Below are 21268 nucleotides of genomic sequence, written 5' to 3'. Positions count from 1 at the left end.
ACCCATTTCGCGTGGTGATCGCCGCATCGATCACCACGCGCAGGAGTGCGCCGAAGTTCGTTCGGGCGTCATCGGGGTAGCACGCTGGCGTCACCTCCGGGTGTCACTGTGGGGTGCATGAACGCTGAGTTGATCGTTTCGGTGTCGGGGATCCGGGATACGACTCGCGATGCCGCGATCGAGTTCGCGGCGGCGATGGATGATCGGGGTGTGCGGCTGTCCTTGCTGGTCGCGCCCCGGTTGAAGGGCAAGTACCGGCTGGTCGACGACCCCGCTACGCAGTCGTGGCTGCGCGGGCGTCGGCTCGAGGGTGATGCGATCGTGCTGCACGGGTACGACCAGGCCGCCACCAAGACGCGGCGGGCGGAGTTCGCCGATCTGCCGCGACACGAGGCGACATTGCGGCTGAAAGCGGCCGATCGGGTGATGGAGCGGGTGGAACTGCGCACCCGGCTGTTCGCCGCCCCGCGCTGGGACGCTTCGGCCGGTGCGCTGGCCGCGCTGCCCGATGTGGGGTTCCGGATGGCGTTCGGGCTCACCAGCATGCTCGACCTGGAACGCGATGTGGCCCAACGTGCGCGGGTGTACGGGATCGGTGAGGGGTTCCGGGCGGAACCGTGGTGGTGCCGGGCGCTGGTGATGGGTGCCGAGCGCACTGCGCGCCGCGGTGGGGTGCTGCGGTTGGCGGTGTCGGCGGCGCAGTTGCAGCGCTCCGGTCCGCGCCAGGCGATGCTCGACGCGGTCGATCTCGCGCTCTATCACGGGGCCCGCAGCGACGTGTACCGCTGGGAGCCCGACACCGCGGCCAGAGCCGCCTGACCGGCCGTCGCCGCGCGCGTACTGGCGATCAGCGCGCGGCGGCGGCCTTTTTACGCACGGTGTTTCCTGCCTGTCTGCGCATATCCGCGGCGGTACCATCCACGAGCAGTTGTTCGAGTGGTTTCCGCTAGTTGTGTACAACGCAGCAGGAGGCAGCGCTGATGACGGGCTCCGCGACGAAAGTCGCGACGACGACGAAATATATGTCCTGGGTGACATTGGCGCTGATGACCACGAGTTCGGTGGCCAGTCTCCGCTCGGCACCGGCAATGGCAGTCTACGGATTGGCCTGCGTATTCCTCTACATCATTCCCGCCATTCTGTTCCTGATGCCGACCTCTCTGGTCGCCGCGGAACTGGCTTCGGGATGGGAAGGGGGAGTGTACAAATGGGTCAGTGAGGGATTGAGCAAGCCGCTCGGATTCCTGGCCGTCTGGTGTCAGTCCGCCATGACGATCTTCTACTATCCGAGCCTGTTGGCCTATGTGGCAAGTACTTTCGCCTACATCATTCATCCGTCGCTCGCGTCGAACGGCGTGTATGTGGCGATCGTGATCATCACGATCTACTGGGCCGGGGTGTATGTGTCCTCGCAGGGGACCAAGACGGTGGCCGGGTTGTCGAGTATCAGCCTGGTGATCGGCACGCTGATTCCCGGTGCGGTGCTGGTTATCCTGGGTCTGGTGTTCCTCGGCCAGGGCAATCACTCGGCGGCGCCGATGGATTCGAGCCACCTGCTACCGGCGTGGACCGGCCTGGCGAGCCTGGTGCTGATCGTGAACAACTTCCTGTCCTACGCGGGGATGGAAATGAACGCGGTGCACGTGTCGTCGCTGCGTAATCCGGGTAGGGAATACCCGAAGGCGATGTTCCTCGCGGTCGGGTTGGTACTGGTGATCTTCATTCTGCCCGCGCTGGCGATCAGCTGGGTGGTGCCGTCGGCGAGTTTGAGCCTCACCGCGGGCGTGATGCAGGCCTTCGACGCCTTCTTCAACCATTTCAGTGTCGGATTCCTGACGCCCATCATCGGATTCGCCTTGGTGGCAGCGGCATTGGGTGGAATGCTCACCTGGCTGGCCGGGCCGTCGAAGGGGCTGTTGCTGATCGGGCGCAGCGAGGGATATCTGCCGCCGATTCTCACCCGACTCAACAAGCACGGTGTGCAGCAGAACATGTTGGTGGCCCAAGGCGTGGTGACGACTTTGATCGCATTGCTCTACGCGTTCATTCCCAACGTCTCGAGCGCGTATTGGATCCTGTCGGTGATCACCACGCAGGTGTATCTGATCATGTACGTGCTGATGTTCGCCGCGGCCGCGAAACTTCGCAAGAACAAGCCGGATCATCCGCGCGGATATCGGGCGCCCGCGCTGTACGCGCTGTGCTGGCTGGGTGCGCTGTCCTCGGTCGCGGCGTTCGCGATCGGGTTCGTGCCGCCCTCGCAATTCGGCAGCGGCAGTCCGCTGGTGTATCTGCTCATCGTCGGCGGCGGAATGGGCGTCGTCGGGCTGCTCGTTCCCTATCTGTTCTATCGAAACCGCAGGGACAGTTGGAAATTCGACGTGCCGAAGGGAGAGCAGGTATGACCACCGGGGACGCGCCCGATCGCAAGCGGCACTGGATTTATCTGACGGCCGGTGTGCTGCTGGTGGTGTTCATGCTGACCGGACTTTTCACCTTCACCGAGATCCACCGCAGCGGCCGGGTCGACGCGAAAGCTCAACAGCTGCATGACAATCTGGCCGAAGCGGGTCTGCCCGCACCGGATCCCAAGATCATCGCCGACGCGCTCGGCGAGGACGGCGGTTCGGTCTGCCAGAACCCCAACGATCCGATGATCAAGGCCAGGTACCAGTCGGCCATCACCAACGGCGCGGCCGGACCCGGCCAACGTCCGGTGATCGCACCCACCCAGAGCGCGCAGGCGGTATCGCTGACCATCCAGGTCTACTGCCCGGAGCGCCTGCAGGACTATATCGACCATCTCGAAACCCTGAAGCTCGATGACACGACGAAGTGAGGCTTGATCGATGACCGATGTTGATGCGTTGCGCGGCAAGGTTTCCGGCCTGATGGGTCAGGCGAAAACCGATCTGGCCCGGCTCGTCTCGTTCAAGTCCGTGGCCGATCCGCGCCAGTTCCCGCCCTCGGGGTGCGAGCAGGCCGCGCAGTGGGTGGCCGACGCGTTCGCCGCGGCGGGCCTGCCCGATGTGGCACTGCACGAGACGCCCGACGGGAGCAAGGCCGTCATCGCGTCCAAGCCGGGGCCGCCGGGAACGCCGACCGTGCTGCTGTACTGCCACTACGACGTGCAACCCCCACTCGGCGACGATGCCTGGCACACGCCGGTGTGGACCCTGACCGACAAGAACGGGCGCTGGTACGGGCGCGGCGCGGCCGACTGCAAGGGCAACATCGTCACCCATCTCACGGCCCTGCGCGCGATCGGACCGGACTTCCCGATCGGGATCAAAGTGGTGGCGGAGGGTTCGGAGGAGCAGGGTACGGGCGGGCTGGAGAAGTTCGTCGTCGCCAATCCCGCTCTGCTGCAATCGGATGCGATCCTCGTCGCCGACTGCGGCAACTTCGCCGTGGGCGTCCCCACCTTCACTCAGACCTTGCGCGGGCTCGTGAATGTCGTGCTGACCGTGAAAACCCTGGAAGGCCCGATGCATTCAGGGATGTTCGGCGGACCGGCGCCGGACGCGCTCGCCGCGATGATCCACCTGCTGTCGTCGCTGCGAGATGACAAGGGCAACACCACGATCGACGGTCTCACCGATGATCAGAAGTGGTCCGGCGCGCAGTACCCACCCGCCGACTTCCGATCCGACGCGGGCGTGCTCGACGGCGTCGACTTGCTCGGCAGCGGCACCGTGTCGGACATGCTGTGGTCGCGGCCCGCGATCACGGTGCTCGGGATGGACGTGCCCGCCGTCGTCGGGTCGTCGGCGGCGATCCAGCCGAGCACCCGCGCCCGGCTCAACCTGCGCATCCCACCGGGCACCGAGCCGAAATCGGCCTACGACCTGCTGGAGAAGCATCTGCGGGCGCACCTGCCGTGGAACGCCCACCTCGATATCGAACTCGAATCGCTCGGCGAACCCTTCGTCGCCTCCGAACACGGACCCGCCCGCGACGCGCTGGCCAAGGCGATGGAGGCGTCCTACGGGCGACCGGTCACCACCGAAGGGCAGGGCGGGTCGATCCCGCTGTGCAATGTCTTCCACGACACCTACCCGAAGGCCGAGATCATGCTGATCGGCGTCGAAGAGCCGAAATGCCTGATCCACGCGCCCAACGAGAGCGTCGACCCGAGCGAGATCGAGCACATGGCACTGGCCGAGGCGTTGTTCCTGACCAGCTACCGCTGACTCAGAACTGGCCCTGGTCCTCGGATTCGAGGACGCGGAACTCGGTGCCGGCCGGGGCCATTTCGGTCAGTCTGCCGAAGTAGACGCCATAGGCGGACGGGTCGATGATGCCGTGGTGGATGGGCACCGCGGTGCGCGGATTGACCGCGCGCAGGTAGTCGACGGCCTCGGAGATGCGCATCCAGGGGGCGGCGGCCGGGATGGCGAGGACGCCGACCGGGACCGGCGGTACCCACAGTGAATCGCCGGGGTGGACGAGCTGGGCGGGGTCGGCCTCGGTGCCGAGCTGGAAGACGGTGTTGTCGATCACCGGGATCTCCGGGTGGATCACCGCGTGCCTGCCCCCGCCGCCGGTGATCTGTAAGTCGCCGATATCGAGCACCTGACCAGCTGAAACCGGCTCCCAGCCCTCGCTGCGCTGCTGGGCGGTCTGGGGGTCGGACAGCAGGCGGGCGCCGGGATTGTTCTCGATGAGATCGCCGATGCGGTTCGGATCGATGTGGTCGGGGTGCTGGTGGGTCACCGCGATCGCGTCCAAACCGGTGATGCCCTCGAACCCGTGCGCGAAGGTGCCGGGGTCGAACAGCACTTTCACGCCGTGCAGTTCCACGAGGATGCAGGAATGTCCGAAGTGGGCGATGCGCATACCCGATGCTAAGCCGCCGTGACCCCGGAACGCGGGCACGACGGCCCCCTCAACTAGGATTTCTGGGGTAACCCACACACCACTTGAGGAGCAACGCGTGGCACGAGTCGTGGTCGAGGTCATGCCGAAGGCCGAGATTCTGGACCCCCAGGGGCAGGCCGTGGTCGGCGCGCTCCCTCGTCTGGGATTCGCCGGTATCTCGGATGTGCGGCAGGGCAAGCGATTCGAGCTCGAGGTGGACGACAGTGTGTCGGACGCTCAGCTCGAGCAGATCGCCGAGGCGCTGCTGGCCAACACGGTGATCGAGGACTGGAAGGTCGTTCGGGTCTCGTGAGCGCACGCATTGGCGTAATTACTTTCCCCGGGACGCTCGACGATGTCGACGCCGCTCGGGCGGTGCGGTTGGCCGGCGCCGAGGCCGTGAGCCTGTGGCATGCCGATGCCGATATCAAGGGTGTCGACGCGGTCATCGTGCCCGGTGGATTCTCCTACGGGGACTACCTGCGCTGTGGCGCTATCGCGCGGTTCGCGCCGGTGATGGGCGAGGTCGTGCGCGCGGCCGGGCAGGGTCTGCCGGTGCTCGGCATCTGCAACGGCTTCCAGGTGCTGTGCGAGGCCGGGCTGCTGCCGGGTGCGCTGACCCGCAACGAGGGCCTGCACTTCATCTGCCGCGACGAGTGGTTGAAGGTCGAGGCGACCGACACCGCGTGGAGTTCGCGCTACGAACCGGGTGCGCAGATTCTCGTTCCGCTGAAGTCGGGCGAGGGTCGGTTCCAGGCTTCGGAGAAGGTTCTCGACGAACTCGAAGGCGAAGGCCGCGTGGTGTTCCGGTACGCGGGCGACAACCCGAACGGTTCGCAGCGCGGGATCGCCGGGATCTCCTCGGCCAACGGCCGGGTCGTCGGCCTGATGCCGCACCCCGAGCACGCCACCGAGGCATTGACCGGACCCAGCGACGACGGTCTCGGCATGTTCTTCTCGGTCATCGACAGTTTCGTCAAGGCCTGATCAACCCGCTCTGCACTACAGAGCGTCGATGATGTCGAAGTCGACCCCGTTCGCCCTTGCCAGGTGGGCGGGGCCGACTGCTTGATTGCCCAGGAAACCTCGACGGGTGGCGGGGCCGTCCAGGACCAGGCCGGTTTCGACTGCGGCGGAGATCTGTTCCACGTCGAGGGTGCCCGTCGTGTCGGCGAGAGTGTTCAGCAGGTGGATCGCTTCGTAGGTCGAGTTGCTGAAAGTGGTCAGCGCCGGGGCGAATTGGCCGTGATGTCGGCGATAGCGCGCCTGGCGGGAACGGCCCTCGTCGGTGTGATTGTCCACGAAGAAGCTCGAGGCCACGTACAGGTTGGTGTTCGCCGACGGGCCCGCGCTGAGCAGGACGTTTTCGTCGACCGCAGGGCTGAGACGGGGCATCACGGCGGGGAAGCCCGCGGCGGTGAACTGGCGGTTGAAGCGGGCGGTGTCGGCGCCGACCATCAGGATCAGCACCCCGTCGGCCAGCAGCAGCGCCGGGTTCGACAGGAAATCGTCGAAATCGGTGGTGCCGAGGGGGACGTACTGCTCGACGATGATGTCGTACGGGTCCGGCAGAGACTGGCGTAGGGCGTGCGCGGTCCGGCGCGGCCAGATGTAGTCGTTGCCGATGACCGCCCAGCGGCGCACGCCCAATTCGCGCGCCATCCAAGCCGCTGCGGGGACGGTCTGGTGGTCGGGATGTTCGCCGACCAGCAGGACGCCGGGCCGCTCGTCGGGCAGGCCTTCATGGTCGGTGGCGTAGAGGTAGGGAACGCGGCCGTCCACCGCCGCGGCAACGGTCCGGCGCACCGCGGAGGTGTGCCAACCGGTGATCGCACCGACCATTCCGGTGGCCAGAAAGGCCTCGACTTCGGCGGCTACTTCGCGCGGTTCGCGGCCGCCGTCGATGGTCGTGAGGTGGATTTCTCGGCCGAGAATTCCTGTGCCGCTATTGATTTCGTCCACAGCAAGGGCAATTGCCGCGGTGCACGACGGCGCGATGATGCCGCCCGGGCCCTGCGTGGGGACAATCGAGAGAATCTCGATCGTTTCATCCCGGCTCTGGCCAAAATTCGGCATTCTGTATCCTATCGCCTAGCGCGAACAGGATTGTTCGAATGAATTTCTCGGCAGGTGGGAATGCAATCGGTGGCCATTATAAGTGGGTATTCCACGCTGCACGGCGCCCTGCGCTCCGCGGAGCGGAACTGGGTGAGTCGACTCGACGCGGCGCTGACGGCCGACAACCTCACGGCTGACCATTGGGCGATTCTGTCGCAGTTGTCCACCGACGAGGGCATGACGATGTCGGAGCTGGCCGCCCAGGCGCGGCTGCCACCGTCGTCGGCGACCCGGCACGCGGACAATCTCGCCGAACGCGGCCTGATCTTCCGCGTCGCCGCCACCGACGATCGCCGTCGGATCCTGATCGGGCTGAGCAGCCTCGGTGCCAAGTTGGCGGCCCGGATTCGGGCGCAGGAAAAGCTCGCCGAGGAAGACCTACGATCTCGGCTCGGTGTTCGCCGCTACGGCGAAATGCTGGCCGCGCTCTCGATTATCGCCGAACGCGACGACTGATCCGAGCGGGAAGTATTCCGGGGCGAGGTGCCCGGGCGGGCTGTCGTGCCTAGGATCGCAGGATGCCGGTTTCTCTGACAGCGGCCACGGCCAGCGGATTGTGTGCCTTCATTGATGCGTCGCCCTCGCCGTTTCACGTGTGCGCGACGGTGGCGGCCGAGCTGGACGGCAACGGGTTCACGCCGTTGACCGAGGCGTCGGCGTGGGGCGACGCGGGCGGCAAACACTATGTGGTGCGCGGTGGTTCGCTGATCGCGTGGGCCGATTACGATGCGGTGCCCGCGGCGCCGTTCCGGGTGGTCGGCGCGCACACCGACAGCCCCAACCTGCGGGTGAAGCAGCATCCTGATCTGGCCGGGGCCGGGTGGCAACTCGTCGGGCTCGAGCCGTACGGCGGGGCCTGGCTGAACTCGTGGCTGGACCGCGAGCTCGGGCTGTCGGGGCGGCTCAGCGTGCGCGAGGGTTCGCGGATGCGGGATGTGCTGGTACGCATCGACGAACCGATCCTGCGGGTGCCGCAGTTGGCGATCCACCTGTCCGAGGACCGGCGCGGGGTCACCCTCGACCCGCAACGGCACGTGAACGCGATCTGGGGGATCGGCGACGCGCCTGCCTCCTTCCTCGACTTCGTCGCCGAGCGGGCCGAGGTCGACGGCGCCGACGTACTCGGCTGGGAACTGATGACCCACGACCTCGCGTCCAGCACGATCGTCGGACGCGACCTCGATCTGGTGAGCGCGCCGCGACTCGACAACCAGGGAACCTGCTACGCCGGACTACAGGCTTTCCTCGCGGCCGCCGATGAGCCGGGGGCCGCGACGGCGGTGCTGGTGATGTTCGACCACGAAGAGGTCGGCAGCCAGTCCGATCGTGGGGCGCAGTCGGATCTGCTGCCCGCGGTGCTGGAGCGAATCGTGCTCGCCCGCGGTGGCGGACGCGCGGATTACCTTGCCGCGCTTGCGGGTTCGGTGGTCGCGTCCGGTGACATGGCACACGCGACGCACCCCAACTATCCGGACCGGCACGAGCCCGCGCACCGCATCGAGGTCGGCGGTGGGCCGGTACTGAAGGTGAATCAGAACCTGCGCTATGCCACCGACGCGGCGGGTGCCGGTGCCTTCGCACTCGCCTGTGCGCAGGCGAATGTGCCGCTGCAGCGCTATGTCCATCGCGCCGACCTGCCGTGCGGCTCGACCATCGGCCCGATGACGGCGGCCCGCACCGGCATGTCGACCGTCGACGTCGGCGCCCCCCAACTGGCCATGCACTCCTGCCGCGAACTCATGGGCGCCGCCGACGTCCCCGCCTACGCCTCCGCCCTAGCCGCCTTCCTCACCCCCGAATCCTGACCCGCCCTCGGACGGTTGATCACCATGTACTCACGCAAGCATCGCCCGAGAGGGAACTGCGTCAGAGCATGGTGATCGACTGCCCAGGTTTGGGGTGTCGGGTGAGTCGCTCAGGGGGTCGCGAGTTCCGGTGCAGCCGATGGCTTTCGGGTCGGGTGGTAGGTGATCACCGCGTAGAGGATCACCGCGAAGGTGGTCCATACGTAGCTGCTGCCGATGATCTGCTGCCACCAGGCCCAGGCGAGTTCCTTGTCGCCCGAATGGGGCAGGACCCACTGGGGGCCGATGATGAACATCACCGTGAATACGGCGATGAGGGCGGTGAAGGCGCGGGAGCGGCGGCTGATGGCCAGGCTCACGGCGACGACCAGCGCGGGGGCGACCCACACCCAGTGGTGCGACCACGACACCGGCGAGACCAACAGCACCGCGGCGGCGTTCACCAGCAGGGCGGCCACGTCGTTGCCCGCGCCGATCAGGCGGTACATCCACACCGCGGCCAGCGCGATCGTCAGCGCGGACAGGCCGATCCACAAGCCCGTCGCCAGTGACTCGTCCATGCCGAGACGGAACAGCGTGCCCTTGATCGACTGGTTGCCCGCGAAGTAGGGCGTGCCGATGCGGCCGGTGTCGGCGACGGTGTGGAACCAATATTCGACCGAGTCCTTCGGGAACAGCAGAAAGCCCACGCCGATCGCGCCCGCGGCCGAGACGACCATGGTGGCCGCGGCCTTCCAATCCCGGCGCAGCAGGAAGTAGAGCAGGTAGCCGGCCGGAATCAGCTTGATCGACACCGCGATACCGATCAGCATCCCGCGCGGCCAGAACGGCTTGCGCACCAGAATGTCGATGGTGACCGCGGCCATCAGGATCAGGTTGATCTGGCCGAAGTTGAACGTCTGGCGAACCGGTTCGAGGAACTGGGCAAGGCCGAGTGCCGCGATCACCACGGTGAGGACCGAGATCCGGTCGAGCTCGGGGCGCACGCGAACCAGCACCAGCCACAGCACGATGCCCAGGCTCGCCAGCGAGGTCAGCAGCACCACGACCTCGGCCGCCACCAACGGCATCAACGCCAGCGGCACGAAGAACATCGCGGCCAGCGGGGGATAGGTGAAGGGCAGGCCGAGTCCGTGGACCGGCGGCATCGGGCCGTAGAGGTCGCCGCCGTCGAGCCACACGCGGGCGCCGTTGCGGTAGACCTGCAGGTCGATGAACCCGTGCCACCAGTGCGCGAACAGCGCTATGGCGGCGGAGGCCACGAACAGTCCGATCGCGACGGTCAGCCAGCGGCGTTGACGGTCGGAGTTCTGTTCGAAAGAAATGGAGCTCGGTTCCGCGCTCCGCGCGGGAACAGGCGGCTCGACCTGCTCGGTAACCCCCGGACTTTCGTTCACAGCGTCAGAGTAATGGGTACTCCAATCCGCCCACCGCAAGTGTGACCAGACCGAATCCGGCCGCTACCCAGCGTGCGGGCGGGTACGGGCGGAAGGCGGTCACCTCATAACCATTAGACTCTGCAGATCAAGTTCCCCCGGCCGAAAGGACCCTGGTCTCCCGTGACACTGCAGGTCGACACCGTCGCTACCGCCGCAGCCACCCCGGATGCTCCGCAGCCGTACAAGGAACTCGGTCTCAAAGACGACGAGTACGCCCGCATCAAGGAAATTCTGGGCCGTCGGCCCACCGATGCCGAGCTGGCGATGTACTCGGTGATGTGGAGCGAGCACTGCTCCTACAAGTCCTCCAAGGTGCACCTTCGCTACTTCGGTGAAACGACCACCGACGAGATGAAGGCCTCCATGCTGGCCGGGATCGGCGAGAACGCCGGCGTGGTCGACATCGGCGACGGCTGGGCCGTCACCTTCAAGGTCGAATCGCACAACCACCCGTCCTACGTCGAGCCGTACCAGGGTGCGGCCACCGGCGTCGGCGGCATCGTGCGCGACATCATGGCCATGGGCGCGCGCCCGATCGCGGTGATGGACCAGCTGCGTTTCGGCGCCGCTGATGCCCCCGACACCCGTCGCGTCGTCGACGGTGTGGTGCGCGGCGTCGGCGGTTACGGCAACTCGCTCGGCCTGCCCAATGTCGGCGGCGAGACCGTCTTCGATGCCTCCTACCAGGGCAACCCCCTCGTGAACGCGCTGTGCGCAGGCGCGATGCGCGTGGAAGACCTGCACCTGGCCTTCGCCTCGGGTAACGGCAACCGGATCATCCTGTTCGGCGCGCGCACCGGCCTCGACGGCATCGGCGGCGTGTCCGTGCTGGCCTCGGATTCCTTCTCCGGTGACGAGTCGGGCACCGGCCGCAAGAAGCTGCCCGCAGTTCAGGTGGGCGACCCGTTCACCGAGAAGGTGCTCATCGAGTGCTGTCTCGACCTGTACGCGGCCGGGCTGGTCGTCGGCATCCAGGACCTCGGCGGCGCCGGACTGTCCTGTGCCACTTCCGAACTCGCCGCAGCCGGTGACGGCGGCATGCACATCGACCTGACCAAGGTTCCGCTGCGCGCCGCCTACATGACCCCCGCGGAGATCCTGTCGAGCGAATCGCAGGAGCGCATGTGCGCGGTGGTCGCGCCCGAGAACGTGGAAGCGTTCATGGCCGTGTGCCGCAAGCACGACGTGCTGGCCACCGACATCGGTGAGGTCACCGACGGCGACAATCTCGTGATCACCTGGCACGGCGAGACCGTGGTCGACGTGCCGCCGCGCACCGTCGCCCACGACGGGCCGGTCTACGAGCGCCCCGTCCAGCGTCCCGATACCCAGGACGCGCTGATCGCCGATACCACCGCCACGCTCACCCGCCCGAAGACCGGCGACGAGCTGCGCGAAACCCTGCTGACGATGATCGCCAGCCCGGCGCTGTGCAGCCGCAAGTGGATCACCGAGCAGTACGACCGCTACGTGCGCGGCAACACCGTGCTGGCCGAGCACGCCGACGCCGGTGTCGTCCGCGTCGACGAAGCCACAGGCCGCGGTATCGCCCTGGCCACCGATGCCTCGGGCCGCTACACCAAGCTCGACCCCTACGCCGGCGCGCAGCTGGCGCTGGCGGAGGCCTTCCGCAATGTCGCCACCACCGGCGCCACCCCGAAGGCCGTCTCCAACTGCCTCAACTTCGGTTCGCCGGAGGACCCGGGCGTGATGTGGCAGTTCCAGCAGGCCGTGCGCGGTCTCGCCGATGGCTGTGTGGCCCTTGGCATTCCGGTCACCGGCGGCAACGTGAGCTTCTACAACCAGACCGGCAAAGACGCGATCTTGCCGACGCCGGTGGTCGCCGTGCTCGGTGTGATCGACGATGTGCACCGCCGCATCCCGACGGGCCTGGGCCTCGAGCCGGGCGAGTCGCTGATCCTGCTCGGCGAGACTCGCGACGAGCTGGACGGCTCGATCTGGTCGCAGGTCTTCCACGATCACCTCGGTGGCGTGCCGCCGCAGGTCGACTTCGCCCGTGAGCAGTTGCTCTCGGAGGTGCTCACCTCGGGTTCGCGTGACGGCATGATCTCCGCCGCGCACGACCTGTCCGAAGGTGGTCTGGCGCAGACTGTCGTCGAGGCGGCCCTGGCCGGCGAAACCGGTTGCCGCATCGTGCTTCCCGAGGGCTCGGACCCGTTCGTGCAGCTGTTCTCGGAATCGGCCGGGCGCGTGCTCGTCGCGGTGCCGCGCTCGGAGGAGACCCGGTTCACCAAGATGTGCGATGCGCGGCAGCTGCCGTGGGTGCGCATCGGCGTGGTCGACCAGGGCTCGGATTCGGTCGAGGTGCAGGGGCAGTTCTCGGTGACACTCGCTGAGTTGCGCGAGGCGTTCGAGGGCACGCTGCCTAAGCTGTTCGGAGCGCACACCGCCTGAGTTGATCGGATGAGGAGTCGAGCTTGACCACTGAGGATACGAGCTCGACTTCTCAACCTGCGGTGCATGGAAGTCACGTGCCAGAGAAGCATGTGCACGAGAACCTGTTCGTCCGGGGATTACACCTGGTGGACAGGTTTTTTCATCCCAATTATGCCGGGCTAGTCGTGGCCACGATGTTCTTCGGACTGTCGCTGACACCGTCGCTGCTGCCGCGCGACTGGTTCTTTCAGGGCCTGATCAGCGGCATCAACGCGACCATCGGCTACGGCATCGGCTGTGCGCTGGCCTGGGCCTGGCGCAAGTGGGCCGCACCCAAGATCACCCTGCCCGCGCAGGTCAGCCAGGCATGGGATCGGCGGCCGAGTTGGACGCTGGTGGCGGTGCGGGGCGCGATCGTGGTGACGTGCCTGGTCTTCGCGGTGCTGATGAGCATGCAGTCGTCGAAGTGGCAGCGCCAGATCACCGATCTGATGGGGATGGCGCCGGTATCGGACGCGGGGTATCCGCGGACCGTGCTGCTCGGCGCGGTGGTGGTGGGGCTGCTGATCTGGATTTCACGGCTGGTGGTTCGGCTGGTGCGGTGGGTGACCCGGGGGCTGAACCAGTGGGTGCGGATTCCGACGGCGATCGCGAAGCCGCTCGGGGTACTGGTGGTTGTGGTGGTCGCGGCGATGTTGTTCAACGGTGTGTTGGCGAAAGGGTTTTTCGCCGTGGCCAATTCGGCGTTTAGCGCGCGCAACACTCACACCTCGCCGAACGCGGTCCAGCCGACGCTGCCCGAACGTTCCGGCAGCCCTGAGTCTTTGGCCAAGTGGGACACCCTCGGTTCGGAGGGGCGGTGGTTCGTCGCGAACGCGCCGACCGCGCTGGCGATCGGCCAGGTCACCGGAAAGCCTGCGCGCGAACCGATTCGGGTCTACGCGGGGCTGGAATCAGGTGACGGTGTCGAGGCACAGACCGACGTGGCCATCGCGGAACTGGAGCGCACCAAGGCATTCGATCGCGAAGTGCTCGTAGTGATCAGCACCACCGGCACCGGCTGGGTCGACACGACCAGTGCCATGGCGGTCGAGCTGATGTACGGCGGGGACACCGCGCTGGTGGCGACGCAGTACTCGTATCTGCCCAGCGCGCTGTCGTTCCTGTCCGACCGGGACAAGTCGATGACCATGGGGCGCACGCTGTTCGACAAGGTGTACGACCGCTGGTCGGCACTGCCCGAAGACGCTCGCCCCAAGCTGCTGGTCTACGGCGAGAGTCTCGGTTCGCAGGGGTCAGAAGGCGCGTTCTCGGGGCTGGCCGATATCCGCAACCGCACCGACGGCGTGCTCTGGGTGGGACCGCCCAACTCCAACCGGCTCTGGTCGGAATTCGTGGCCAGGCGTGACCCAGGAACCGAGGAGATCACCCCGATCTACGCCGACGGGATGTCGGTGCGGTTCGCCGCGAGCGCCGATCAGCTGTCCAAGCCGACGCCGAACTGGAACGAACCGCGCATCGTCTACCTGCAGCACGCATCCGACCCGGTGGTGTGGTGGTCGCCGGATCTGCTGTTCGGCAGGCCGGATTGGTTGACCGAGAAGCGCGGACCCGATGTGTCACCGGCGATGTCGTGGTATCCGATCGTCACGTTCTGGCAGGTGGCCGCGGATCTGCCACGGGCACAGACGGTTTCGGACGGGCACGGTCACAACTACGGAAACCTGGTGCCTGATGCGTGGGCCGCGGTGGCCCAACCACCGGACTACACACCGGAATTGGCCGCACGGATCCAGAGTTTCCTGTTCGAGGCCGCAGCTACCGAACGGCAGCTGAAGTGACGAACCGGGGCAGCGTCGAACCCCTCGATCGAGGCTGCCCCGGTTCGGCTACGACACCGATTTGAACGGATTGTGTTCGGCGATCAGCTGTTCCAGCCGCGCCTCGTCGACGCGGCTCAGCAGCGACTGGGTCTCCTGCTGGTCGCGCACCACCTTGGCGAGGGTGAAGCAGCTCGTCACCAGGAACAGGCCCGACATCGCCAGGAACGCGCGCTGCCAGCCGTCCAACGGCAGGTAGGCGATGCCGGCGCCGGTCCCGAACAGGCTGACAGCGAAGGCGATCGCGGCCTGGGCCATGTAGGCCGAGGTGTTCTTCGGCTTGTGGTTTGTGCTCATGGTTCTCAGTGTGCTGATCGGCGGCTTCGCGATCGCGCGTACAACTACTCGAGTGCCGTGGGTAGTTTGTGAGCCGTACCGCAGGCGCAAATCCGGTGATTGTCAGACCCGGCGGCCATACTGGGGCAGTGACCGAGGGCGCATCGACGGTGGCGACGCTGCGTGCGCGCGGCGGCGTGATCGCGCGCCGCGTGGAGGACGTCGTCGATCTGAACTATCCCGGGCTGGTGCTGGCGACGCTGTTCTTCGGGCTGTCGGTGACGCCGTCGCTGGTGCCGCGTGACTGGCTTTTCCAGGGCCTGATCAGCGGGATCAACGCGGCGATCGGGTACGGGCTCGGGTGCGTGCTGGAGTGGGTGTTCCGGCGGTGGGTGCGGTCGCGGCTGCCGATTCCCAGTCCGTCCGACCGGCTGCGGTACGCGATCAAGGCGACCGTGCTGGTGGGGTGCGGGCTGGTCGCGGCGGGGATGCTGGTGCAGTCGGCGCGGTGGCAGCGCGAGATCACGTCGCTGATGGGGATGGCGGGGACCACCACGCCCGCGTATCTGCGGACCGGGCTGCTCAGCGTGGCTGTGGGGGTGGCGGTGGTGGCCGCGTATCGGACGGTTCGGGTGATGGTGTTGGGGCTGGCTCGTCAGCTCAATCGGTGGGTGCGGGTGCCGCGGGAAGTGGCGCCCGCGGCCGGGTTGCTCGTGCTGGTGGTGCTGGCCGTGACGATTTTCAACGGTGTTGCTTCGCGGGCGTTCTTCGCTGTCGCCAACTCGGCGTTCAGCGTTCGCAACGATCGCAGCACGCCGTATGCGGTGCAGCCGATTGCGCCGGAGCGGTCGGGCAGTGCCGGGTCGCTCGCGCCGTGGGGGACGTTGGGGTTCGAGGGGCGGTGGTTCGTGTCCAACGGGCCGAGTGCCGCCGCGATCACCGAGGTGACGGGAAAGGCTGCGCGCGAACCTATTCGGGCGTATGTGGGGTTGGAGTCGGTGACCAGGGACCAGACAGCGGCGCAATTAGCGGTTGCCGAGTTGGAGCGGACCAAAGCCTTCGAACGGGAGGCGATGGTGGTTGTCACGACCACCGGGACCGGCTGGGTCAACGGGATGGCGGCGGGGGCGATCGAATACCTCTACAGCGGTGATACGGCGATCGTGGCGACCCAGTTCTCGTATCTGCCCAGTGTGCTGTCGTTCCTGTCGGACAGGGAGAAGGCGGCCGCGGCAAGCCGGGAGTTGTTCGACGCGGTGTACCAGCGGTGGTTGGCACAGCCGGAAGGGCAGCGGCCGAAGCTGTTCGTCTACGGGGAGAGTCTCGGTTCGCAGGGGTCGGAGGAGGCGTTCGACGGGCTGGCGGATCTGCGCGAGGAGGTCGACGGTGCGCTGTGGGTGGGGCCGCCGAATTCGAATCGGCTGTGGCGGCAGTTCGTCGAGCGCCGTGATCCGGGGTCGCCCGAGGTGGCGCCGGTGTACGCGGACGGGCTTGTCGTTCGATTCGCCGATGATGCAACAGATTTCGCAAGCTCCGAGCCTTGGCGCGAACCCCGCATCGCCTACCTGCAGCACCCGTCCGACCCGATCGTGTGGTGGTCGGCGGATCTGATCTTCACTCGGCCCGACTGGCTGAGCGAGCCGCGCGGGTCCGATGTGTCCACGCAGATGCGGTGGGCGCCGTTCGTGACGTTCTGGCAGGTCACGGCCGATCTCACCAATGCGCAAGGGGTTGTCGACGGGCACGGGCATCGGTACGGGTCGTTGGTGCTGGACGGGTGGTTGTCGGTCGGGGCGCCGGATGGTGTGAGCGGTGATGTTGTCGAAAGTATCCGTGCCGCACTGGAATCGGCGGAGGAGTACGAGCGGGAGGTCAAGTGAGTCGGTTCAAAACCATTGCCGCACTATTACTTCCGCTCTTGTGGAACAACCGGGTCCTCCCTTCGTTGGATTTGCCCCTGCGTGGACGCACCGCCGCGAACGTCACCTTCGCGACCGGATACACGTTGCTGTTCCGCGGACGCCCGAACTGGTTGTCGCCTAGCGGCTTCCGATGGGGACTGGGTAGCGCGGCCGTCGTCCTCACCGGCTACGCAATAGCCCTGTCGATCCCACCCTTACGTCGCCTACCCCTTGAAATCACCATCCGCGCACCGGAAACCTCCACCCTCGAATGGATAGCTCTACACATCCCCGTAGGCACCGTCCTCGCCGAAGAGGCAATCTTCCGAGGCACCCTCGACCCCCTACTTCCGGAATCAGCCCCCGCCCTCAGCGCCCTCGACTTCGGCCTCTGGCACATCCACCCCGCCAAAGCCGCCAACGACTCGATCCCCCTCACGATCCTCGCCACCACCCTCGCCGGTCTGCTCTTCTCCGACCTCCGCCGCCGCTCGGGAAGCGCCACCGCCCCCGCCTTCCTCCACCTGGCAATCAACGCAGGCGGAGCCCTCGCTCCCCTCGCCGCACAGCGAATCGATCAGCTCAAAAGGTGATCACGAGATCGACGGTGGAGGGCGCGATGTCTGCGACTGTGCAGACGTAGTCGGTTGCTTCTGTCGGAATGTCAGCGTGGCGACGTGCCTGAGTGAGGCCTTCGATGTTGCCGTTGAGGCCATCGAGCTGGGGAATCCGAAGCATCCACCAGTTGGCGTCCCGGGACACTTCGATTCGGTAGGTAGTCATGGCGCTTCCGTTTCCCAGTTCAGGTATTCGGATTCGGGGGTAGCGGTGCCATTCCAAAGATGTTGTTGGAAGTTGTTGTCGTGCACTGCTGTGCGGCCCGGTAGGTGTTCGCAGACGCAGGCGGCGATCAGGGTCGCGGCGGGGATCGAGATCAAGGCTGTCGCGCGTCTCATCGAGAAATACGCTAGCGCCTGGGGCGAGATGTCGGTGGCGCTCGGTAGTTTCTTGGGTATGGCTGGGCGGAATGTGGTGGATCCTGCGGTGGTGCGGGCGGCTGTGTTGGGTGTGGAGGGGTGGTTGCGGGGGGACGGGGAGGTGCCGGGGCGGGCGGAGATCGCAGCGGCGGTGAAGGGGACTGCTCGGGCGTTGGCGGGGAGTGCGCCGGGGCATTCGGTGGAGGTTCGGGTGCCGCCGTTCGTGGCGGTGCAATGTATCGAGGGGCCTCGGCATACTCGGGGGAATCCGCCGAATGTGGTGGAGACGGATGCGCGGACCTGGTTGTTGCTGGCTACCGGGCTGCTCGGGTTCGAGGAGGCGGTGGAGCAGGGGGTGGTGAGTGCGTCGGGGACCAGGGCGGCGGAGATCGCGGGGTGGCTGCCGATCGTGCCGCTGCGCGGGGTCGAGTAGCCGGGTCAGGTGCCGATGGGGCGGGCGAGCAGGTTTTCGCGGTGCAGGCCCTTGCTGTCGTAGTACTTGGTGACCGCGGTGCCGAGGACTACCGCGATGACGATGCCGAGGAAGGCCATGAAGGTGCCTCGGCCGAGGCCCGCGTCGTAGTTGGAATCGAAGTAGAGGATCGAGCGGACGCCCAGGTAGACCTGGTGCATCGGTTCGAACTCGGCCAGCCAGGTGAGGTACTTGGGGGTGGCCTCGATCGGGACCGTGCCGCCCGAGGAAGGCAGGCCGAGGATGACGAACAGGATCATGTTGATGATCAGGCCGGGAGTGCCGAAGGCTGCGAGCACGGTCAGGCCGGTCCAGCCGCAGGCGATCAGGCACAGCACCGAGAACAGGTAGAGGCCGAAAGCGTTGCCGATCGGCATGTTCAGCGCCTCGGCGACGAGGATGTAGACCAGTGCGACAACGAGCGAAACCACCACCATCACAGCCCATTTCACCAGCAGGGTGCCGAAGCGGGAGATCTTCACCGGTTCGTGGTGCAGGTAGAACGGGCCGTATTCGTTGGGTACGAAACCGAGATGGGCATCGGTCATCGTGTGCACGATCATCGCGCCGATCATGCCCGCGAGCAGCAGGAGCAGGGCATAGAAGAAGGCGGTGAGGCCTTCGCCGGTGCCGTTGGGCAGCGGACGGAACTCGGATTCGACGATGTCGACCGGATGCTGCAACGTCAGCATCGCCGCACCGGACACCTGCGGTGCCGGGTTGCCTTCGGCCAGCGCCGCCTTCACCTGGTCGGTGAGCTGGACGCCGACCTGCTTGTCGACCTCGGTGAGCGCCTGCTGGCCGATGCGCTCGGTGATCTGGGTACCGAAGGCGCCGAGACGCGGATTGGTCTGCAGGGTGATCACCGGGCGTTCCATCTCGCCCGCCACGATCGACCCGGCACCGAGGATGCCGAGACGTTTGCTGAAATCGCCGGGGATGACGATCGCACCGTAGATCTCGCCGTTGCGCAGTTGCCGCTCGGATTCGGTGACGCCGATCACCCGCAGGTCAACCTTGTCCGCCGGGATGCCCGCGACCAGCGCGTCGGTGACCTGCTTACCGAAGTCGACCTTGGCGCCGGTGGCCGTGACATCGCCCACGTCCATGTTGACCACGGCGATCGGGAAGCCGTGCAGATTGCCCTCCGGATCGGCCACGTAATCGAGATACATGACGCCGAGCAGGGCGGTGAGGATCGTCAGCACGACCGTGGGACGAAGAATCATCCGGCCGAACTCGCCACGGCGCAGATTCCGTGTGGCGGAACTCGCTCGGCCGCTGTTGCGGCCACCGGAATTCCCGGACGCGGTTTCGGCGTTGTCACTGTCCGAACCGGTCCGACCGGTCTTTTCGTTCGCACTGTCGTCCGTGGTCACAACCGGCACGGTAACAGCCATCAGCAATGAATCAGCGACAAAATGCAGGTGTTGACCGCCTGGATGCTGGTGGCCGTACGCCATGTCGTAGATGACCCGTAGACTGAACACTGCCCCCAGCCCGCCCGAACAGGGAGCAAACGGTGACCGACGTCGATCCCACGATCGTCCCCACGCCCAACACCTCCGACGAGATCGAACACGAGCCTCGCGAGGAGTGTGGCGTCTTCGGCGTCTGGGCTCCTGACGAAGACGTGGCCAAGCTCACCTACTACGGCCTGTATGCCCTGCAGCATCGCGGGCAGGAAGCGGCCGGAATCGCCGTTTCCGACGGCTCCCAGATCCTGGTCTTCAAGGATCTCGGCCTGGTTTCCCAGGTCTTCGACGAGCAGACCCTGGCCGCCATGCCGGGGCATATCGCCGTCGGACACTGTCGTTACTCCACCACCGGTGGAGTCACCTGGGAGAACGCGCAGCCGATCTTCCGCACCACCTCCGTCGGCTCCGGCCTGGCGCTCGGCCACAACGGCAACCTGGTGAACACCGCCGAATTGGCCGGGCGCGCACGCGAACTCGGCCTGATCGGTGCGGGTGTGATCGACGGCCGCCCGCAGATGACCGGCGCCACCTCCGACTCCGACATCGTCACCGCGCTGCTGGCGCACGCCTCGGCCGATTCCAGCATCGAGGCCGCGGCGATGGAGCTGCTGCCGCAACTGCGCGGAGCGTTCTGCCTCACCTTCATGGACGAGCACACCCTCTACGCCGCGCGTGACCCGCACGGCGTGCGCCCGCTGGTGCTCGGTCGGCTCGATCGTGGTTGGGTCGTCGCCTCCGAAACCGCCGCGCTCGACATCGTGGGCGCCGCGTTCGTCCGTGAGATCGAGCCGGGCGAACTGCTGGCCATCGACTCCGAGGGTGTGCGCTCGATGCGCTTCGCCAATCCGGAGCCGAAGGGCTGCGTCTTCGAGTACGTGTACCTGGCCCGTCCCGACACCACGATCTCCGGTCGCTCGGTGCACTCCACCCGCGTGGAGATCGGCCGCAAGCTGGCCAAGGAGCACCCGGTCGACGCCGACCTGGTGATCCCGGTGCCAGAGTCGGGTACGCCCGCCGCGGTCGGTTACGCCCAGGGTTCCGGCATTCCGTACGGCCAGGGTCTGATGAAGAACGCCTATGTGGGTCGCACCTTCATCCAGCCGAGCCAGACGATCCGTCAGCTGGGTATCCGGCTCAAGCTCAACCCGTTGAAGGAAGTCATCCGCGGTAAGCGGCTGATCGTCGTCGACGACTCGATCGTGCGCGGCAACACCCAGCGCGCGCTGATCCGCATGCTGCGTGAGGCCGGTGCGCTCGAGATCCATGTGCGCATCGCGTCGCCGCCGGTGAAGTGGCCGTGCTTCTACGGCATCGACTTCGCCTCGCGCGCGGAGCTGATCGCCAATGGTGCGGGCGCCGACGACAGCTACGCCGACATGGTCGAGAACGTGCGCCGCTCGATCGGCGCCGACACCCTCGGCTACGTCTCCACCGAGGGCATGATCGCGGCCACCGAACAGCCGCGCTCGCGCCTGTGCACCGCCTGCTTCACCGGCGACTACCCGATCGAACTGCCGCCGGAGGCCGCCATCGGCAAGAACGTTCTGGAAGGGATGCTCTCGGGCAAGCCGGAATCCACGCTACTCGGTGACAATGCCAATGTGGATGCGTTGAGCCGCCCATAAAAGTTCATTGTGTTCACATAAGGGGCCGGACAGGATAAAC

Annotated in this window: 21 protein-coding genes; 14 read left to right on the top strand and 7 right to left on the bottom strand. The window is 66.5% G+C overall.

Going from position 1 to position 21268, the window contains the following annotated elements:
- Positions 1–117: 117 nt before the first annotated feature.
- The 4 genes from ACFW6D_RS17245 (at position 118) to ACFW6D_RS17230 (ending at position 4193) form a co-directional block, all read left to right on the top strand.
- On the top strand, positions 118–819 hold the full coding sequence (locus ACFW6D_RS17245) for a DUF2334 domain-containing protein (protein ID WP_379329200.1): 702 nt from the start codon (positions 118–120) through the stop codon (positions 817–819).
- 161 nt (positions 820–980) lie between these two features.
- On the top strand, positions 981–2405 hold the full coding sequence (locus ACFW6D_RS17240) for an APC family permease (RefSeq protein WP_379329198.1): 1425 nt from the start codon (positions 981–983) through the stop codon (positions 2403–2405).
- Positions 2402–2839, top strand: a complete 438-nt coding sequence (locus ACFW6D_RS17235; RefSeq protein ID WP_379329196.1) for a hypothetical protein — start codon at positions 2402–2404, stop codon at positions 2837–2839. The genes ACFW6D_RS17240 and ACFW6D_RS17235 overlap by 4 nt, the downstream gene beginning before the upstream one ends.
- Before the next feature lie 10 nt (positions 2840–2849).
- Positions 2850–4193: a dipeptidase gene (locus ACFW6D_RS17230; protein ID WP_379329194.1), complete on the top strand. Its 1344-nt coding sequence runs from the start codon at positions 2850–2852 to the stop codon at positions 4191–4193.
- Between the two features lies 1 nt (position 4194).
- On the opposite strand, the gene ACFW6D_RS17225 is transcribed toward ACFW6D_RS17230, so the two are convergent.
- Positions 4195–4839 carry an MBL fold metallo-hydrolase gene (locus ACFW6D_RS17225; RefSeq protein WP_379329192.1) on the bottom strand — a complete coding sequence of 215 codons (645 nt, stop codon included), beginning with the start codon at positions 4837–4839 and terminating at the stop codon, positions 4195–4197.
- A 97-nt stretch (positions 4840–4936) separates the two neighbouring features.
- On the opposite strand from ACFW6D_RS17225, the gene purS reads away from it, so the two are divergent.
- Complete coding sequence (gene purS / locus ACFW6D_RS17220) at positions 4937–5173, top strand: phosphoribosylformylglycinamidine synthase subunit PurS (RefSeq protein ID WP_056818769.1); 237 nt, start codon at positions 4937–4939, stop codon at positions 5171–5173.
- Positions 5170–5847 carry a phosphoribosylformylglycinamidine synthase subunit PurQ gene (gene purQ / locus ACFW6D_RS17215; protein WP_378631755.1) on the top strand — a complete coding sequence of 226 codons (678 nt, stop codon included), beginning with the start codon at positions 5170–5172 and terminating at the stop codon, positions 5845–5847. The genes purS and purQ overlap by 4 nt, the downstream gene beginning before the upstream one ends.
- A gap of 15 nt (positions 5848–5862) precedes the next feature.
- On the opposite strand, the gene ACFW6D_RS17210 is transcribed toward purQ, so the two are convergent.
- The gene (locus ACFW6D_RS17210) at positions 5863–6936 is read right to left on the bottom strand and encodes a substrate-binding domain-containing protein (protein WP_379329190.1); all 1074 of its coding nucleotides are present in this window, start codon (positions 6934–6936) and stop codon (positions 5863–5865) included.
- Between the two features lie 60 nt (positions 6937–6996).
- Between ACFW6D_RS17210 and ACFW6D_RS17205 the strand changes: the two genes are divergently transcribed.
- Together ACFW6D_RS17205 and ACFW6D_RS17200 are read left to right on the top strand one after the other, a co-directional pair.
- A complete protein-coding gene (locus ACFW6D_RS17205) occupies positions 6997–7434 on the top strand; it encodes a MarR family winged helix-turn-helix transcriptional regulator (RefSeq protein ID WP_379329287.1) in 438 nt (145 codons plus the stop codon).
- 62 nt (positions 7435–7496) lie between these two features.
- Positions 7497–8783, top strand: a complete 1287-nt coding sequence (locus ACFW6D_RS17200) for a M18 family aminopeptidase (protein ID WP_379329188.1) — start codon at positions 7497–7499, stop codon at positions 8781–8783.
- A 110-nt stretch (positions 8784–8893) separates the two neighbouring features.
- Here ACFW6D_RS17200 and ACFW6D_RS17195 read toward each other — a convergent pair whose 3' ends face one another.
- On the bottom strand, positions 8894–10180 hold the full coding sequence (locus ACFW6D_RS17195) for a glycosyltransferase 87 family protein (RefSeq protein WP_379329186.1): 1287 nt from the start codon (positions 10178–10180) through the stop codon (positions 8894–8896).
- A 162-nt stretch (positions 10181–10342) separates the two neighbouring features.
- Between ACFW6D_RS17195 and purL the strand changes: the two genes are divergently transcribed.
- Both purL and ACFW6D_RS17185 read left to right on the top strand, forming a co-directional pair.
- Positions 10343–12637, top strand: coding sequence for a phosphoribosylformylglycinamidine synthase subunit PurL (purL, locus tag ACFW6D_RS17190; RefSeq protein ID WP_379329184.1), 2295 nt, complete (start codon positions 10343–10345; stop codon positions 12635–12637).
- Positions 12638–12714: 77 nt separating this feature from the next.
- Positions 12715–14460 (top strand): alpha/beta hydrolase, encoded by a 1746-nt coding sequence (locus tag ACFW6D_RS17185; protein ID WP_379329182.1) that lies wholly within the window; start codon positions 12715–12717, stop codon positions 14458–14460.
- A 48-nt stretch (positions 14461–14508) separates the two neighbouring features.
- Here the strand turns inward: ACFW6D_RS17185 and ACFW6D_RS17180 are convergent, their stop codons facing one another.
- Entirely contained in the window at positions 14509–14796 is a 288-nt protein-coding gene (locus ACFW6D_RS17180) for a YiaA/YiaB family inner membrane protein (protein ID WP_379233830.1), read from the bottom strand.
- Between the two features lie 128 nt (positions 14797–14924).
- On the opposite strand from ACFW6D_RS17180, the gene ACFW6D_RS17175 reads away from it, so the two are divergent.
- Together ACFW6D_RS17175 and ACFW6D_RS17170 are read left to right on the top strand one after the other, a co-directional pair.
- On the top strand, positions 14925–16655 hold the full coding sequence (locus ACFW6D_RS17175; protein WP_379329180.1) for an alpha/beta hydrolase: 1731 nt from the start codon (positions 14925–14927) through the stop codon (positions 16653–16655).
- A 65-nt stretch (positions 16656–16720) separates the two neighbouring features.
- The gene (locus tag ACFW6D_RS17170) at positions 16721–17269 is read left to right on the top strand and encodes a CPBP family intramembrane glutamic endopeptidase (protein WP_379329178.1); all 549 of its coding nucleotides are present in this window, start codon (positions 16721–16723) and stop codon (positions 17267–17269) included.
- Here the strand turns inward: ACFW6D_RS17170 and ACFW6D_RS17165 are convergent.
- Both ACFW6D_RS17165 and ACFW6D_RS17160 read right to left on the bottom strand, forming a co-directional pair.
- The gene (locus ACFW6D_RS17165; RefSeq protein WP_379329176.1) at positions 17259–17459 is read right to left on the bottom strand and encodes a hypothetical protein; all 201 of its coding nucleotides are present in this window, start codon (positions 17457–17459) and stop codon (positions 17259–17261) included. The two genes, ACFW6D_RS17170 and ACFW6D_RS17165, sit on opposite strands and share 11 nt — an antisense overlap.
- Positions 17456–17632, bottom strand: coding sequence for a hypothetical protein (locus ACFW6D_RS17160; RefSeq protein ID WP_379329174.1), 177 nt, complete (start codon positions 17630–17632; stop codon positions 17456–17458). Before ACFW6D_RS17160 ends, ACFW6D_RS17165 begins: the two co-directional genes overlap by 4 nt.
- 58 nt (positions 17633–17690) lie before the next feature.
- On the opposite strand from ACFW6D_RS17160, the gene ACFW6D_RS17155 reads away from it, so the two are divergent.
- Complete coding sequence (locus ACFW6D_RS17155; protein WP_379233839.1) at positions 17691–18086, top strand: sterol carrier family protein; 396 nt, start codon at positions 17691–17693, stop codon at positions 18084–18086.
- Between the two features lie 5 nt (positions 18087–18091).
- Here the strand turns inward: ACFW6D_RS17155 and ACFW6D_RS17150 are convergent, their stop codons facing one another.
- Positions 18092–19504, bottom strand: coding sequence for a YhgE/Pip domain-containing protein (locus ACFW6D_RS17150; RefSeq protein ID WP_379329172.1), 1413 nt, complete (start codon positions 19502–19504; stop codon positions 18092–18094).
- A 143-nt stretch (positions 19505–19647) separates the two neighbouring features.
- Between ACFW6D_RS17150 and purF the strand changes: the two genes are divergently transcribed.
- Entirely contained in the window at positions 19648–21228 is a 1581-nt protein-coding gene (gene purF, locus ACFW6D_RS17145; protein ID WP_379329170.1) for an amidophosphoribosyltransferase, read from the top strand.
- Positions 21229–21268: the final 40 nt, after the last annotated feature.

The sequence above is a fragment of the Nocardia sp. NPDC058705 genome, assembly GCF_042749305.1.
GTDB lineage: Bacteria > Actinomycetota > Actinomycetes > Mycobacteriales > Mycobacteriaceae > Nocardia.
The sequence above is the reverse complement of the archived record's forward strand: the minus strand, read 5'-3'. Positions and strand labels throughout refer to the sequence as shown.

Excerpts from the sequence above, each read along its gene's own strand:
- ACFW6D_RS17245 (WP_379329200.1), top strand. The coding sequence starts at position 118 with ATGAACGCTGAGTTGATCGTTTCGGTGTCGGGGATCCGGGATACGACT.
- ACFW6D_RS17240 (WP_379329198.1), top strand. The coding sequence starts at position 981 with ATGACGGGCTCCGCGACGAAAGTCGCGACGACGACGAAATATATGTCC.
- ACFW6D_RS17235 (WP_379329196.1), top strand. The coding sequence starts at position 2,402 with ATGACCACCGGGGACGCGCCCGATCGCAAGCGGCACTGGATTTATCTG.
- ACFW6D_RS17230 (WP_379329194.1), top strand. The coding sequence starts at position 2,850 with ATGACCGATGTTGATGCGTTGCGCGGCAAGGTTTCCGGCCTGATGGGT.
- ACFW6D_RS17225 (WP_379329192.1), bottom strand. The coding sequence starts at position 4,839 with ATGCGCATCGCCCACTTCGGACATTCCTGCATCCTCGTGGAACTGCAC.
- ACFW6D_RS17210 (WP_379329190.1), bottom strand. The coding sequence starts at position 6,936 with ATGCCGAATTTTGGCCAGAGCCGGGATGAAACGATCGAGATTCTCTCG.
- ACFW6D_RS17205 (WP_379329287.1), top strand. The coding sequence starts at position 6,997 with ATGCAATCGGTGGCCATTATAAGTGGGTATTCCACGCTGCACGGCGCC.
- ACFW6D_RS17200 (WP_379329188.1), top strand. The coding sequence starts at position 7,497 with ATGCCGGTTTCTCTGACAGCGGCCACGGCCAGCGGATTGTGTGCCTTC.
- ACFW6D_RS17180 (WP_379233830.1), bottom strand. The coding sequence starts at position 14,796 with ATGAGCACAAACCACAAGCCGAAGAACACCTCGGCCTACATGGCCCAG.
- ACFW6D_RS17165 (WP_379329176.1), bottom strand. The coding sequence starts at position 17,459 with ATGACTACCTACCGAATCGAAGTGTCCCGGGACGCCAACTGGTGGATG.
- ACFW6D_RS17160 (WP_379329174.1), bottom strand. The coding sequence starts at position 17,632 with ATGAGACGCGCGACAGCCTTGATCTCGATCCCCGCCGCGACCCTGATC.
- ACFW6D_RS17155 (WP_379233839.1), top strand. The coding sequence starts at position 17,691 with ATGGCTGGGCGGAATGTGGTGGATCCTGCGGTGGTGCGGGCGGCTGTG.